Below are 15,761 nucleotides of genomic sequence, written 5' to 3'. Positions count from 1 at the left end.
GGCTGTTTTTTATTTTAGTTTTATTTCCAAATAAGAAGGGAAATATTTCTTGAGGCTAACTTCCAGATAGGGAGGGGAAAACAATGGGAATCGTTTTTATGGTTCTTTATTTCTTTATTGTTGCTTTTGTTATCGAAATTTCTGTTATCTTATTTAATTTAACCGGGCTTGAGGAGGAGGTTTCCCGTTACCAGGTTGTTTCCATGCTTACAAATACAGGGTTTACCACAGACGAGGCCCAGCTGATTATTGATCATCCTGTTCGCAGGCGGTTAAGTATGTTTCTTATTTTGTTTGGCGCTTTTTCATTGGCTGTCATTATTTCCTCTATTACCAACATTTTATCAAGCGATTTGCGTTTAAAAGAATTAATGGTTATTAATCTGGTGCTGCTTGTCCTTTTGATGACGGGGAAAACTCCTATCATTCGAAAAAAGCTGAAAACGAAATTGAACAGCGAAATGGAGAAAAAGCTGGAAATTTCAGAGCTGCCAATTAAGGATGCCCTTTATTTAGAGGAAGACGATTTAGTGACGGATATAGTGATCGAAGAGGATTCTCCGTTTATTGATGCCAAAGCAGAAGATATTATCGGCAGAGAGGAGGATATCAGCATCTTATTTATTAAGCGCGGCAAAGTGAGCATTCGCCATAAGCTCTATGACGAAACGCTTCATGAGGGTGATCAGCTGTTTATTTATGGAAATAAACAAGCGATTGAGAGGAAATTTTCTTAAGCAGAGAGGAACAGGTCCTCAGGAGATGTTTCTGCTGCTGAGAAGCCTTTATAGCTTTCTATCCCTGTGGGCTGCTCCTCTGCTTCGTCTTTGCGAATGGCTTCCAATATTCGGAAATGTTAGTAAGGAGAATGTTCAGATTCAGAGTGGGCGGCGTGCAGCCGTTCCATCACTCTGCGTTTCTTATACAGCATAGCTGCGTTCTCTGCTGCATCAAGAACAGCCGTCCGGTTTGTGAAGGCACCGAAGACTATGCCCGCTATTGGAATAAGCTGAAACATTTTTTTAGACCCCAATTGATCGCGGTACGTATACATTACTTCCCGCCACCCTTGCAGCTGCGATATCATCTCCTGGCTTTGTCTTCGCCCGTCGTAGAAACCTGCCAATTCCGTTAAAATGGCTTTTTTGCCGACCACATCGGAAGAAGTGAATTGCAGGCATTTAATAATGAAGACACGCTCTTCCCTTTGTTCCGGGTCATAACCATAGACGATGGCTATTTCCTGAAGGGTTTTCAACGATAAACCAAGCAAAAGAGGAATATCCGCAGCCAGCGTAAATATGCCGCCGACACCGGTTGATGCGCCTTGAACGGTTGCCATATTGGCGCGCGATTGCTTTATCTCTTCCGCTACAGCATCCATCTTTTTTAACGGGACGGCCGCCGCATCATCAATTGATTCAACGGTTACCCCCGGATTAGCTGCTTCTATTTTCTTTAAAATGCTTTTTTCCTGCACAAGATATTGCCCGCCTGTTTGCACGAAGCTGCCAACCTCCTCAAGCAGCAGCGCGAGCTTGTTTTGAATGATTTTCGGTGTTGCTTTATCGAGCAATGTAAAAGGAAGGCGGGCCATCTTATCCCAAATCCCTAATTGTTTTTGTTCCTTCTCCCATTTTTCAATAGCCGCCAGTTCTGCTGCCAATTGCTGCTTCGTTTCCATAGTTATCCCAACCCTTTCCTGTGTTAGTTAATGTACGGCAGCAATCCGCCGCAAGTTTCAAAAAAATGAATGGCTGCCGTAAAGTAAAGAAGATTGCGAATTTAAGAAGGCGAATTTACTTGTGATTTAGAGTCTGATATAATTCTCGCAATATAATGAAATCAACCCTTTGTATATGTTCAAGAATAGGGCTTGAACGTTTCTACCAGGCTGCCGTAAATAGACTGACTACAAAGGATTGCAGACAAGCTGTTTCCTTTGTTTGCGATCCTGTATGACAGTTGGCAGCTTCCGTCTTAGACGGGAGTTTTTTTATTGGAATCCAAATAGCGGGGGAGCGCACAATGAAACATTTTTTTGCTTTTCAAGAACGGGGAACGACCTATAAGCAAGAAACACTGGCGGGCATTACCACATTTTTGTCAATGGCTTATATTCTCGTCGTGAATCCGATTATCTTAAGCCAGTCCGGAATGGATAAAGGGGCCGTATTTACAGCGACGGCTTTATCAGCTATCATCGGCTCTTTGCTGATTGGCCTGCTGGCTAATTATCCAATTGGGATTGCGCCAAGCATGGGGCTTAATACCTTTTTCACTTTTTCTGTCTGCGTTGGTATGGGAATTCCCTGGCAGACAGCATTGACAGGTGTATTTATTTCTGGTGTTTTATTTGTTATTTTAAGCTTGTTGAAGATTCGTGAGATGATTATCAACGTTATTCCACAAGATTTAAAGCATGCGATTGCCGGCGGAATCGGCTTTTTCGTAGCTTTTATCGGCCTGAAAAACGCCGGCATCATTACCGCAAATGAAGGAACCTTTATCGGAATTGGCGACTTGCATTCTCCGCCGGTGCTGCTAGCCATCTTCGGCTTTATTGTCACGGTGATTATGATGATGCGCGGCATTGGCGGCGCCATTTTCTATGGCATGGCGATTGCCACTATCGCTGGCATGCTCGTTGGCTTAATTCGTGTGCCTGGAGAAGTGATAGGCGCCATTCCTAGCCTGGAACCGACCTTCGGTGAGGTATTTTCCCATTTGCATAGTATTTTCACACCGGAAATGCTTGCGGTTATTTTTACTTTTCTCTTCGTAGCTTTTTTTGATACAGCCGGGGCGCTCATTGCGATTGCAAGCCAAGCCGGATTAGTAAAAGATAATAAAATCCCAAATGCCGGAAAGGCGCTGCTGGCTGATTCGGCTTCAACGGTTATCGGCTCAGTGCTCGGCACTTCTACAACAGCAGCAATGGTCGAATCAAGCGCCGGCATTGCTGCAGGAGGAAGAACGGGCTTTACATCTATCGTTATTTCCGCTTTGTTTGCAGTGGCGCTATTCTTTTCTCCGCTGTTGTCCGTTATTACGGCAGAAGTAACAGCACCGGCTTTGATCATAGTCGGCTCTTTAATGGCGACAGAAATCAAGCATATCCGCTGGGAGCGGGTTGAAATTACTATTCCTGCTTTTATTACTATTATTATGATGCCTCTTACTTCCAGTGTAGCCAGCGGCATCGCTCTTGGTTTTATTCTTTATCCAATCGCAATGATTGCAAGAGGACAAGCGAAAGAGATCCATCCTTTATTATACGTTTTATTTGCAGCTTTCCTTGCCTACTTTATTTACTTATAAACAATTCGCCTTGTAAGGCCTTCATAATCCTGTCTTAATCGCTCATGTAAAGGAGCAAGATGGGGGACAGGCATCGGCCGAATTCTTTAATAAAGCTAAAAAATTAAGCCTCTTTATCAACAGTTAGAAGATAAAGAGGCTTAATCTAATTCATGGGGTAAGTTTTTTACATGTCCGGCCAGCCTATCGCATACGATTTGATAAGCCGCCCATTTCTCTGTTATATCTTGACAATACTTCGGGTTTGGAACATCCCAATGAAGGACTTTCTTGTTGGAGGCAGGTAAGAGGAGGGGTTCCTGATCACGCTCAAAATCATAAATATTCACGATTAAGTCCGCTTTTTGTATTAAATGAGGCGCCAGCAGAAGCGGCTTTTTTGCGGTAATATCTATATTAACTTCCTTCATTGCTTCAATTGAAAGATCATTCTTCCGGACTTTGGTGAACGAAGCACTCACAAAGTTCAGAGAAGGATCGTTCAACTTGGAGGCCCATCCCTCTGCCATGATGCTTAAGTCATTTGCTGTAGAGAGAAACAAGATGTTTTTATTATTCATTTTCAAAGCCCCTTCGCCATCGTTCTATTTCTTTTTTACCCCCTTTTTCTAAAAATATGCGTCAATATTAAAATGATTGCCAGGCAATAAGTTTAAGGTATTAGGCATAAAGAATGAAGCTGGTTAATGGTGTTTGGCATGTTCGATGGCTTGAGAAAGAAGATCGATCACATGTTCATCGTCATGGGAATAGAACAAGGTCGTCCCTTCCCGGCGGTATTTAACGAGACGCAGGTTTTTTAAAAAACGAAGCTGGTGGGAGACGGTTGACTGAAGCAGCGACAGCTTTTCTGCAATTTCATTAACTGAATGCTCACCGTTAAACAGTAAATTTAAAATCCGGAGACGCGTCGGATCTGAAAGGGCTTTAAAGGTTTGAGACACAATAAATAATGTTTCTTCATCCAGATCGATATGTTTCTTTTTCATCCAATTCCTCCAACATTCTTTTTACCTATCGTACCAAATCAATGAAATAGCTGTCACTGCTAAAGTAAAAGAGGCGGTGGTTTAAAAAGAAGAAAAAAGAGGTAAATTTGACTATGTTTCACATTTTTTATTTTTTGTCTTTTTTGTTTTTTTTGACTATGATAAAATTTGTGTCTGATGACCGATTTTAGGAAAGGGGAACGTGAATGAAACTCACTGGGAAAATTATCATTGCTTTAATTGCCGGTGCCGTAGTCGGGCTGCTGCTCAATATATTTGCACCAGATGCCTACAACGTTTTAGATCCTTATCTTTTTACCCCGCTTGGCCGTATTTTTCTCAATCTCATTAGCATGCTGGTTGTGCCGATCGTATTCTTATCTATTATTCTAGGAGCCGCAGGGCTTGGCGATCCAAAGAAATTAGGCCGGATCGGATTGAAAACGGTTTCTTATTTTTTAATTACCACTACTATTGCTATTGTTATTGGCTTGAGCATTGCCAGTATCGCCCAACCCGGAAAAGCAGGGGATTTCGATACGAAAAATGCCGAATTTACTGCTGAAAAGGCTCCGCCTGTCGGAGAAACTTTGCTGAATATTATTCCAAAAAATCCGCTTGAGGCAATGACTCAAGGGAATATGCTGCAAATTATCGCATTTGCTCTTTTTATCGGGCTTGCCCTAACTGCTTTAGGGGAAAAGACAAAGGGACTGCTGAATTTGGTCGAACAAGGCAACGAGGTCATGATGTATCTTGTCGGCTTTGTCATGAAGTTCGCCCCGTACGGCACGTTCGGCTTGCTTGCTTCCGCCATCGGAAGCCAAGGCTTGTCTGCGATCAAGGCAATGGGCGTTTATATGGTTTGTGTGCTGGCAGCTTTGTTTATTCATGGAGCTTTGACGTATGGGGGAACCATTTTGCTGCTGGCTAAAAAGAGCCCGCTTTGGTTTTTCAAAAACTTTGCACCGGCCATGAGTGTTGCTTTCAGTACATCAAGCAGCAATGCTACTCTTCCGCTTTCTATGGAAGTAGCTCAAAATCGCTTAAACGTGCCGAAGTCCGTCAGTTCTTTCGTTCAACCGCTTGGCGCCACTATCAATATGGATGGAACCGCTATTATGCAAGGGGTTGCTACAGTATTTATTGCGCAGGTGTATAATGTAGATTTAACGATGGGCGAACTGACGACTGTTGTTCTTACTGCCGTATTAGCCAGTATTGGAACAGCCGGCGTGCCTGGTGTCGGCTTAATTATGCTGGCTATGGTTTTAAGCAGTGTCGGTCTGCCTGTAGAGGGCGTCGGATTGATTTTGGGTATTGACCGCATTCTTGATATGACCCGGACAGCTATCAATATTTCAGGTGATGCCGCTTGTGCTGTGTACGTAGCGGAAACAGAAAAGAAGAGAACGATTAAAGCTCAGCGCACCGGTGCTTAAAAAGAGGTCAATCTAAATAGATAAAATCATTTGGGAATATATTCCTTCGTCTTGCGGCAGGTGTGTCAAAAAAGGCACACTTGCTGCTTTTTTATTTTTATATTTTTCCTTCTTGTTGTATAATATCGCTATTAACAGCTTGTAAAGCAAAAGGAGATAATTGTGTATGAATCTCGGTTTCGGAGAAATAGCTATTATTCTTATCGTAGCCTTATTGCTTTTCGGACCTTCCAAGCTTCCGCAGCTCGGAAAAGCAGCTGGACAAACGCTGCACGAGTTTAAACGTGGCATGAAAGGCATTATGGACGACGAAGAGGAGAAAAAATTAAAATAAATAAAAGATAGGAGCTGACGGCGGCCGGCCGTTGGCTTTTTTTTTTGCATTTAAATGAAGCCGGGCTCTATCCAAAAGAGGAATGGCGCATGTTCAGCTGTAAAGCGCCGTTTGTTTTTCTGTTTATCATTTTACTTAAATAACTTTTATTTACTTAAATGGAGGTGATTTAGGTAATTTTTCACCCGAATGGAGTTGAAAATTGGCGATTCAAAGCCGATCAGTTATAATAAAACTCTGATTGTGTCTTAATTAGTTATTGTAAAAGAATGTCATTTATAAATAAGAGACACAATTAGATCAGGCTCTTAGCCTAAAGGCAAAGAGGAATTTGCTTATTCAGGAGGCAAGAAATAAAGGTATGAATGCTATTAGCAAAATGATCAAAAATTTGTGGAGAAAATTTCATCTCACGCAAATTATGATTTTACTTGTATCGGTTATGGTTTTAGCCGGTTTAGGGTTTATCGTTTACTTTATGAAGTCAGCGGACGTGGAGACCTTGAAGAAAGGGCTGTCTCAATCCACGATTCTTTACGATGTAAATGGTGATAAAGCGAGCAAGCTGTCGGCCAACCGCTCGGACAGCGTGCCGATTGCCAAGATGCCAAAGCACTTGCAGAATGCTGTTGTCTCTATTGAGGATCACCGTTTTTACGAGCATAATGGTTTTGATTTAAAAGGAATGAGCCGGGCCCTTGTGAAAAACACATTTTCCGGCGGTGTCGTGCAAGGGGGAAGTACGATTACCCAGCAATTGACCAAAAATGCGTTGCTGTCACCAGAGCAAACCTACAAAAGAAAAGTAGAAGAGCTGTTTTTGGCTATTGAGATTGAAAAGGTATATAAGAAAAAAGAAATACTGGAAATGTATTTAAATACCATCTATTTTGGAAGCGGGGCATGGGGCGTACAAAACGCTTCAAAAAAATATTTCGGGAAAGACGTCAGCGATTTAACTCTTAGTGAATCGGCTATGCTTGCCGGGATCATTAAGGCGCCATCTGTGCTTGATCCATATAAGAATTTGGATAAAGCGGTTGATCGCAGAAATGTCGTGCTGAGTCAAATGGAGAAGTATGGATACATCACGAGCGAAGAAGCGGCAAGCGCTAAGCAGGCGCAGCCGGAACTTGATGACCGGAGCGGCGATCCATTGAAAGGGAAATACCCGTATTACACGGATGCTGTCATTAATGAAGCGATCAACCGTTTTGGTTTGACACAAAATGAGCTCCTGACAAAGGGATATGAGATCTATACTTCCATGAATCAGGAAGTGCAGGCGGGTCTTGAACGAGTATATAAAAAAGACTGGCTGTTCCCGGATTCAGTCAACGGCGACCCGTCCCAAAGCGCGGCTGTGCTGCTCGATCCAAAGACAGGCGGGGTAATGGCGATCGTTGGGAAACGCGGTGAGCACGTATTTAGAGGATTTAACTACGCTACCCAGATGAGAACATCCCCTGGCTCAACGCTAAAACCGCTTGTCGTGTATACACCTGCTCTGGAGGAAGGATACACGCCGACATCCATGCTGGAGGACAAGCCGCAAAAATTCGGAGACTATGAGCCAACCAATTATGGAGGCAGATACCGGGGAGAAGTAACAATGAACAAAGCGCTTGAAAAATCCCTGAATGTGCCTACTGTGTGGCTGTTAAATGAAATTGGCTTGTCTAAGGGGCTGGATGCGCTGGAACGCTTCGGCATCCCAGTGGAAGAAAGCGACAAGAACCTGTCGGTTGCGCTAGGCGGAATGACAAAGGGGGTATCTCCTTTGCATATTGCTCAGGCCTATACGACATTCCCGAACGGGGGAATTCGCAAAGACGGCTTCTTTATCCAGAAGATTATCGGCCCGGATGGCGAGCTGCAGCCGAAATGGATGCCGAAGGAAACGAAAGTGACAACGAAAGAGGTAACGGATGATATGAATGCCATGCTCTTAAACGTTGTTGAGCGCGGTTCCGGAAAGAAAGCAAGAATACCGGGAATGGAGCTGGCAGGCAAAACAGGATCGACCCAAGTGCCGATCCAGGGGGTTACAGGAACGAAAGACCAGTGGTTTGTCGGTTACACTCCAGACGTTGTCGGAGCAGTATGGCTCGGCGTGGAAAAGGCGAGCGAAACGAACCACCTCGCTACGAACAGTTCCGAGGGGGCAGCTCCGCTGTTTAAAGAAATTATGGAAAGGACACTTCCAGAACTTGAAGGCACCTCCTTTGATGTCGATTCGATTGATGAAGAAGAACAAAAGCCGGAGAAAAAAGGCTGGCTGGATAAAGCGCTGGATAAGCTGAGTGAACTATTTTAAAGACGGCCTCTTCAAATCCGTTTAACAACGGAATTTGGAGGGGCTTTTTTATATATTGATTTCTCCAATACCAAAGTGAATGGTCGTTCACAGGGAGGGGAGCAAAAATCCATGAAAAAAGTTTTACTTTTTATGAAATTTTTTCAGAAAAACAAAAAGCGGTCATATCAACCTTGTAAGCGATTGCACTTTTATGGCAGGAAAGGCTAATAATTTTAATTGTCTAAAAATTTACGAAAAAGGTGTTGACCTCTAGGAAAAAGCAGGATATGATTGACCACAACATAAACTTAATTTTCAGATTTGATCGATAAATGATTATTGACGAAATATTAGAAATTAGGGCTAATGCACTTGCAGCAGCTTGATTTTTAAAACACCATCATTTTTAGCAGTGTATGCAGCTAGAGAACACCTGGAGGGATATTATGCGCAGCGATATGATAAAGAAAGGGATCGACCGTGCTCCCCACCGAAGCTTGCTTTATGCAGCCGGAGTGAAAACAGAGGATCTTCATAAGCCTTTTATCGGGGTTTGTAATTCCTATATTGATATTATTCCGGGGCATGTGCATTTAAACAAATTTGCCGAAGTAGTTAAGGAAGCAATCCGCGAAGCTGGAGGCGTTCCTTTCGAATTTAACACAATCGGCGTAGATGACGGCATCGCAATGGGGCATATCGGAATGAGGTATTCCTTGCCAAGCAGAGAGCTAATTGCCGATGCTGCCGAAACAGTCATTAATGCTCACTGGTTCGACGGAGTGTTCTACATTCCTAACTGTGACAAAATTACGCCCGGTATGTTAATGGCAGCTGCCAGAACAAATGTCCCTTCCGTATTCGTTTCCGGCGGACCGATGGAAGGCGGAAAAACAAAAGCAGGAAAGCACCTATCGCTTGTTTCGGTATTTGAGGGAGTCGGCGCTCACCGCTCAGGAAAAATGTCAGCCGAAGAGCTGCTGGAAATTGAGGAGAATGCCTGTCCGACTTGCGGCTCATGCTCAGGAATGTTTACAGCTAACTCCATGAACTCTTTGATGGAAATGCTCGGCATGACACCGCCAGGAAACGCTACGATCGTAGCGACATCGACAGAACGCCATAAGTTAATCAAACAGGCTGTTCATCATTTAATGGATTTAATTAAAAACGATATTAAACCAAGAGACATTATTACAAAAGAAGCAATCGACGATGCATTCGCACTGGATATGGCTATGGGCGGCTCAACGAACACGGTCCTTCACACGCTGGCAATCGCACATGAGGCGGAAATTGATTACGACTTAAGACGAATTAATGAGATCGCCGAAAAAGTGCCTTATTTAGCTAAAATCAGCCCAGCTTCTGATTACACTATGCAGGATGTTCATGAGGCGGGCGGCATCAGCGCCATTATTAACGAACTTTGCCGCATCGGAGTTCTAAATAGAGATCGCGTGACAATTACAGGGAAATCTGTTTATGAAAATGTACAGCAAGCGGATATTACGAACGAGGCAGTTATTCGCAAAAGCGACAATCCATATAGTCCCGTCGGCGGGCTATCGATCTTATTCGGCAACCTGGCTCCGGATGGAGGAGTCATTAAAGTCGGAGCCGTGGATCCTTCCATTCAGACATTTATGGGAGAAGCCATTGTATTTGACTCACAGGAAGAAGCTCAGGAAGGCATCAATAATGGGACTGTAAGGGAAGGTCATGTCGTGGTTATCCGCTACGAAGGACCTAAAGGCGGACCGGGCATGCCGGAAATGCTGGCTCCAACAGCGGCCATAGCCGGACGAGGCCTTGATAAAAAAGTCGCGTTAATTACAGACGGAAGGTTTTCTGGAGCTTCAAGAGGCATTTCTATCGGTCATATATCACCGGAAGCTGCTGAAGGAGGACCAATTGCCTTCATTGAAAACGGCGATCAGATTATCATTGATTTGCCGAATAGAACGATTAACGTGGTTTTAACAGAAGAAGAACTGGCTGAACGAAAGCAAAACTGGGAACAGCCGGAGCCAAAAATTAAAAAGGGCTATTTAGCCAGATACTCCAAGCTTGTCACTTCTGCAAATACAGGCGGAGTGATGAAAATTTAATTATTAAATCGTTGACGAGGAAAAAGTTGTAAGAAAAGGTATTCACAGAGAGCCGGCGGGGCTGCGAGCCGGTATACCCCTTACAGCGACATCCCCTCTGAGTGCCGGTCTGAACGGAAACAATTAGGATCGGTCGAGTAGAACTTACTCGTTATCAAAAAGGACAATCACTGTTCGATTGTCCATGAGGTGGCATTTGCGAAAATGTCATAAACCAGGGTGGTACCGTGAAAGGAAAAGTCTTTTCACCCCTGCGCTTAGTAGATTAGTAGGCGTGAGGGTGTAAAGACTTTTCTTTTTGTTTTTATTCAGGCTATGCAGCACTATGCGGATGATTTCAGCTCATGAAGTCACAGCAGCATTGCCTTTGCTTAAAGAGCCCAATCACTCTTGCGATTTAGGAAAACAACAATTTGGAGGGAAATTGGATGAACGCAAAAGTAGAAACAAAAGCCAAACCGTTGAAGCAGGCCATGAGTGGAGCTGAACTCTTTATTGAAGCGCTGAAAAAGGAAAATGTAGAAGTTGTGTTTGGCTATCCGGGCGGGGCGGTTCTGCCTCTGTATGATGCTCTCTACAGAAATCCGATTCGCCACATCTTAGCAAGGCACGAGCAGGCCGCAATCCATGCAGCAGAAGGGTATGCGCGTGTATCAGGAAAGCCGGGAGTCGTTATCGCCACTTCCGGGCCAGGGGCGACAAATCTTGTAACGGGCATTACAGATGCAATGATGGATTCTCTTCCGCTCGTTGTCTTTACCGGCCAGGTAGCAACAGGGGTTATCGGGACAGATGCTTTCCAGGAAGCAGATGTCATCGGAATTACAATGCCGATTACTAAACACAATTACCAAGTGCGAGATTTAAACGAGCTGCCAAGAATTATACGGGAAGCCTTTCACATTGCAACCACTGGCCGTCCAGGACCGGTGCTGATCGATATCCCAAAAGACATCGCCACAACCGTTACTGAGCCTACATTTGTTACGGATGTGCACTTGCCGGGATATCAGCCGAACACGACACCAAATGTTTTACAAATTAAAAAGCTGGCAGAGGCAATTGCTCAAGCTGAAAAGCCATTGATTTTGGCTGGAGCGGGCGTGCTTCATGGCAAAGCAGCAGAGGAATTGCTTGCTTTCGCCGAAGAAACAAACATCCCGGTAGTGAACACGCTGCTTGGACTCGGGGCATTCCCTGCCGATCATCCGCTGTTCCTGGGGATGGGCGGCATGCATGGGACATACACCGCCAACATGGCTATGTACGAGGCGGATTTGTTAATCAATATCGGCGCCCGTTTCGATGATCGTTTAACCGGTAACTTGCAGCACTTCGCACCAAATGCCACGGTTGCCCATATCGATATTGACCCGGCGGAAATCGGCAAAAACGTAGACACTCATATCCCGATTGTAGCTGATGCAAAAGAAGCTCTGCAGAAGCTCCTTGACTTGGAGCTGACGGCACCAGAGGCGAACGAGTGGCGCCTGCACTTAAAGCAAAGCCAAAAAGAGTTTCCGCTTTGGCAATCCGAAGAGGAAGAAGGCATTTCTCCGCAGCAATTAACAAAAATGATTCACGATGTGACAAGCGGAGAGGCTATTGTAACAACGGATGTAGGGCAGCATCAAATGTGGACAGCGCAATATTACGGTTTCAGCCAGCCGAATCGCTGGGTAACATCAGGCGGCCTCGGTACGATGGGCTTTGGCTTCCCGGCTGCGATCGGTGCCCAAATTGCTCATCCAGATGATACGGTCGTAGCGATAGCGGGAGATGCCGGTTTCCAAATGACTTTGCAGGAGCTGGGACTTGTAGCTGAGCTGAAGCTGCCTGTAAAGATCATTATTTACAACAACCAGGCACTTGGCATGGTTAGGCAGTGGCAAGAAAAGTTTTATGAGGAAAGATATTCGCAATCCTTGCTTCCGTGCCAGCCGGACTTTGTACAGCTAGCCGGGGCATACGGCATTAAAGGCTACTCTGTCTCCACAGAGGAGGAAGCAGAGCAGGTGCTTAAAGAAGCATTGACCAGCCGCGAGCCGGTTTTGATTGATTGCCGGATTAAGCGGAAGGAGAAAGTGTACCCGATGATTGCTCCAGGAAAAGGACTTCATGAAATGATTGGGGTGAGACCATGAAACGCACAGTGACGGTAACCGTTCTTAACCAAAGCGGTGTGTTAAACCGCATTACCGGATTATTTACGAAGAGACAATTCAACATTGAAAGCATTACGGTAGGCCCCACAGAAACAGAAGGGATTTCCAAGATGACTGTTATCGTTCATGTAGAAGATGAGCGGGTAGCTGAGCAAGTGCTGAAACAGCTCAATAAGCAAGTGGATGTGCTGAAAGTTACTGATATTACTGATCAGGCAGTTGTATCAAGGGAGCTTGCTTTAATTAAGGTACTGACAACGCCGCAAACGCGAGCGGAGATTAATGTCATTATCGAACCGTTCCGGGCGACGATTATTGATGTCGCTAAGGACAGTGTCACTATTCAAGTAGTTGGAAATTTCGAAAAAATCGAAGCGATGATTGAATTGCTCCGCCCTTACGGCATCAAAGAGCTGTCGCGTACAGGCCAAACGGCTTTAACACGCGGATCGCAAAAGCAAGTCACTGATTTGAAGCAATATTCAATTTTAAAATAAACAACTAAACTTTGGAGGATGATGAAAAATGGCAAAAGTATATTATAACGGAGATATCAACGAAGCGGTTTTAGCAAATAAGAAAGTGGCAATCATCGGCTACGGTTCACAAGGTCATGCTCACGCACAAAACTTACGTGAAAGCGGCGTAGATGTAATTGTTGGTTTAAGACCAGGAAAGTCTTGGGATCAAGCAGAAAAAGACGGTTTTGATGTAAAGCCGGTTCGTGAAGCAAGTGCGGAAGCAGATTTAATTATGATCCTTCTTCCAGACGAGTACCAAACAGCAGTTTATAAAAATGAAATTGAGCCTGAATTAAGTGCAGGAAAAGCGTTAGCGTTCGCTCACGGCTTCAATGTTCATTTCAACCAAATTGTGCCGCCGGCAGATGTGGATGTATTCCTTGCTGCTCCTAAAGGCCCGGGTCATTTAGTGCGCCGCACATATGAAGAAGGTGCCGGAGTACCAGGATTGATCGCGATTTACCAAGATGTGACTGGCCAAGCAAAGGACGTTGCTCTTGCTTATGCTAAAGGAATCGGGTCTGCTCGCGCCGGAGTGCTGGAGACAACGTTCCAAGAAGAAACAGAAACAGATTTATTTGGTGAACAAGCGGTGCTTTGCGGCGGCGTATCTGCCCTTGTAAAAGCTGGATTCGAAACTTTGATTGAAGCGGGATACCAGCCTGAAGTTGCTTACTTTGAGTGTTTGCATGAATTGAAATTAATCGTTGATTTAATGTACGAGGGCGGTCTGGAAGGAATGAGATATTCTATTTCCGATACAGCTCAATGGGGTGACTTCGTATCAGGTCCGCGCGTCATCACTGCGGAAACAAAAGAGCGGATGGGCGAGGTATTGAAAGACATTCAAACAGGCAAGTTCGCGAAAGGCTGGCTGCTTGAAAATCAATTAAACCGTCCGGAATTTACAGCTATTAATGCAAGCGAAAGCAAGCATCCAATCGAAGTAGTAGGAAGAGAGCTTCGCGCAATGATGCCATTCGTCAAAAAACAATCCAAGAAGGAAGTGACGGCCGGTGCGAAAGGTTGAGATCTTTGACACGACATTAAGAGATGGGGAACAGACACCTGGAGTTAACTTAAACACTCTTGAAAAGTTAGAGATTGCCAAGCAGCTGGAGAGACTAGGGGTTGACGTCATTGAAGCGGGCTTTCCAGCCGCTTCAAAAGGCGATCTTGAGGCGGTGCAGCTGATCGCTAATACGGTTAAGAACAGCTCCGTGACCGGTCTCGCCCGCTCCCATGAAAAAGACATTGATGCTGCATGGGAAGCATTAAAACAATCAGCAGAGCCGCGCATTCATGTGTTCTTGGCAACTTCGCCCATTCACCGTCAATACAAGCTGAAAATGTCAAAAGATGAAGTGGTTGAGAGAGCGGTAGCAGCCGTGAGGTATGCGAAAACAAAGTTTGCGAAAGTTCAATTTTCAGCAGAGGACGCTTGCCGCACAGAGCCTGAATTTCTGGCGCGCGTCACAGAGGCTGCTATTGATGCCGGAGCCACTGTGATTAACATCCCTGACACTGTCGGGTATATTACGCCAAAAGAAATCAAAGAGTTGTTTTCCTATCTAAGAAACAATGTTTCGAATATTGATAAAGCCATTTTGTCCGCTCACTGCCATGACGACCTTGGCATGGCAACAGCCAATTCTCTGGCAGCCATTGAGGGAGGGGCAGGACAGGTGGAAGGAACGATTAATGGAATCGGTGAACGGGCAGGCAACGTAGCACTTGAGGAAGTAGCGGTTGCCCTTCATATCCGCAACGATTTCTATGGAGCTACAACGAATATGAAGCTCGCTGAGATTAAGCGCACAAGCAATCTCGTTTCCAAATTAACGGGCATGACGGTACCGGCAAACAAAGCCGTTATCGGCGACAATGCGTTTGCTCATGAATCAGGTATTCATCAGGATGGCGTGCTGAAGGAAAAGACAACATATGAAATTATTACGCCGGAATTGATTGGTGTGAAATCCAACAAACTTGTGCTTGGCAAATTGTCCGGCCGCCACGCATTTAAAAATAAAGCGATTGAGCTTGGATTTGATTTAACAGAAGAAAAACTGAACGAAGCCTTTAAGGCATTCAAAGACTTGGCGGATAAGAAAAAAGAAATTATGGATGAAGATCTTTTCTCCATCCTTGCCGATAAGCAAACGGAAGCTGTCGATGTCAGCCATTATGAATTGAATAGCATTCAAGTTCAATATGGCACTGAAAACATTCCAACAGCAACTATTTCAGCTGCCTTGCCGGATGGTAGGCAAGTGACCGAAGCGGCTACTGGATCAGGAAGTGTGGAAGCGATTTATAACACGCTTGAACGCCTGCTGGATGAACCGGTTAAGCTCCATGATTACAAAATTAATTCAGTCAGTGCCGGACGGGATGCCCTTGCAGAAGTGTATGTGCGAATTAAGCATAAAGGCATTGAAACAAGCGGCCGCGGCACAGCACAGGACGTACTGGAAGCTTCAGCCAAAGCTTATCTGAATGCGGTCAATCGGGTGTTAACGTTAGAGGCGCAGCAGTCAGAAGCACAAAAAGTACACATTTGATGTAACGGAGGGGTT

13 protein-coding genes and 1 riboswitch are annotated in these 15,761 nt (G+C 44.7%); of the genes, 10 read left to right on the top strand and 3 right to left on the bottom strand.

The window, feature by feature from the left end; all coding sequences use genetic code 11:
* The first annotated feature begins 83 nt into the window (after nt 1–83).
* Nucleotides 84–737, top strand: coding sequence for a TrkA C-terminal domain-containing protein (locus B1A98_RS13035; RefSeq protein ID WP_063383876.1), 654 nt, complete (start codon nt 84–86; stop codon nt 735–737).
* Between the two features lie 119 nt (nt 738–856).
* Here B1A98_RS13035 and B1A98_RS13030 read toward each other — a convergent pair whose 3' ends face one another.
* Nucleotides 857–1,690 (bottom strand): EcsC family protein, encoded by an 834-nt coding sequence (locus B1A98_RS13030; protein ID WP_063383877.1) that lies wholly within the window; start codon nt 1,688–1,690, stop codon nt 857–859.
* 143 nt (nt 1,691–1,833) lie between these two features.
* A riboswitch (purine riboswitch) is annotated at nt 1,834–1,935 on the top strand.
* A gap of 93 nt (nt 1,936–2,028) precedes the next feature.
* Between B1A98_RS13030 and B1A98_RS13025 the strand changes: the two genes are divergently transcribed.
* Nucleotides 2,029–3,321 carry an NCS2 family permease gene (locus tag B1A98_RS13025; RefSeq protein WP_063383878.1) on the top strand — a complete coding sequence of 431 codons (1,293 nt, stop codon included), beginning with the start codon at nt 2,029–2,031 and terminating at the stop codon, nt 3,319–3,321.
* 140 nt (nt 3,322–3,461) lie between these two features.
* Here B1A98_RS13025 and B1A98_RS13020 read toward each other — a convergent pair whose 3' ends face one another.
* Nucleotides 3,462–3,881: a low molecular weight phosphatase family protein gene (locus B1A98_RS13020; RefSeq protein WP_063383879.1), complete on the bottom strand. Its 420-nt coding sequence runs from the start codon at nt 3,879–3,881 to the stop codon at nt 3,462–3,464.
* A 123-nt stretch (nt 3,882–4,004) separates the two neighbouring features.
* On the bottom strand, nt 4,005–4,310 hold the full coding sequence (locus B1A98_RS13015) for an ArsR/SmtB family transcription factor (protein WP_041099087.1): 306 nt from the start codon (nt 4,308–4,310) through the stop codon (nt 4,005–4,007).
* A 206-nt stretch (nt 4,311–4,516) separates the two neighbouring features.
* On the opposite strand from B1A98_RS13015, the gene B1A98_RS13010 reads away from it, so the two are divergent.
* The 8 genes from B1A98_RS13010 (at nt 4,517) to B1A98_RS12975 (ending at nt 15,746) form a co-directional block, all read left to right on the top strand.
* The gene (locus B1A98_RS13010) at nt 4,517–5,752 is read left to right on the top strand and encodes a dicarboxylate/amino acid:cation symporter (RefSeq protein WP_063383880.1); all 1,236 of its coding nucleotides are present in this window, start codon (nt 4,517–4,519) and stop codon (nt 5,750–5,752) included.
* A 166-nt stretch (nt 5,753–5,918) separates the two neighbouring features.
* Nucleotides 5,919–6,086, top strand: a complete 168-nt coding sequence (locus B1A98_RS13005; protein ID WP_063383881.1) for a twin-arginine translocase TatA/TatE family subunit — start codon at nt 5,919–5,921, stop codon at nt 6,084–6,086.
* Nucleotides 6,087–6,447: 361 nt separating this feature from the next.
* Nucleotides 6,448–8,403 carry a transglycosylase domain-containing protein gene (locus tag B1A98_RS13000; protein WP_063383882.1) on the top strand — a complete coding sequence of 652 codons (1,956 nt, stop codon included), beginning with the start codon at nt 6,448–6,450 and terminating at the stop codon, nt 8,401–8,403.
* A gap of 428 nt (nt 8,404–8,831) precedes the next feature.
* Nucleotides 8,832–10,496, top strand: coding sequence for a dihydroxy-acid dehydratase (gene ilvD, locus B1A98_RS12995; RefSeq protein WP_041099093.1), 1,665 nt, complete (start codon nt 8,832–8,834; stop codon nt 10,494–10,496).
* A gap of 428 nt (nt 10,497–10,924) precedes the next feature.
* Nucleotides 10,925–12,640 carry an acetolactate synthase large subunit gene (gene ilvB, locus B1A98_RS12990; protein ID WP_063383883.1) on the top strand — a complete coding sequence of 572 codons (1,716 nt, stop codon included), beginning with the start codon at nt 10,925–10,927 and terminating at the stop codon, nt 12,638–12,640.
* On the top strand, nt 12,637–13,158 hold the full coding sequence (ilvN, locus tag B1A98_RS12985) for an acetolactate synthase small subunit (RefSeq protein WP_041099097.1): 522 nt from the start codon (nt 12,637–12,639) through the stop codon (nt 13,156–13,158). Before ilvB ends, ilvN begins: the two co-directional genes overlap by 4 nt.
* A gap of 28 nt (nt 13,159–13,186) precedes the next feature.
* Nucleotides 13,187–14,212, top strand: a complete 1,026-nt coding sequence (gene ilvC, locus B1A98_RS12980; protein WP_041099100.1) for a ketol-acid reductoisomerase — start codon at nt 13,187–13,189, stop codon at nt 14,210–14,212.
* On the top strand, nt 14,199–15,746 hold the full coding sequence (locus tag B1A98_RS12975; RefSeq protein WP_063383884.1) for a 2-isopropylmalate synthase: 1,548 nt from the start codon (nt 14,199–14,201) through the stop codon (nt 15,744–15,746). Before ilvC ends, B1A98_RS12975 begins: the two co-directional genes overlap by 14 nt.
* Nucleotides 15,747–15,761 lie beyond the last annotated feature (15 nt).

Origin of the sequence: Pseudobacillus badius (genome assembly GCF_002189605.1) — a bacterium.
Classification (GTDB): domain Bacteria; phylum Bacillota; class Bacilli; order Bacillales; family Domibacillaceae; genus Pseudobacillus; species Pseudobacillus badius.
Note: the sequence above shows the minus strand (reverse complement) of the source record. Positions and strands in the feature narration are given on the sequence as shown.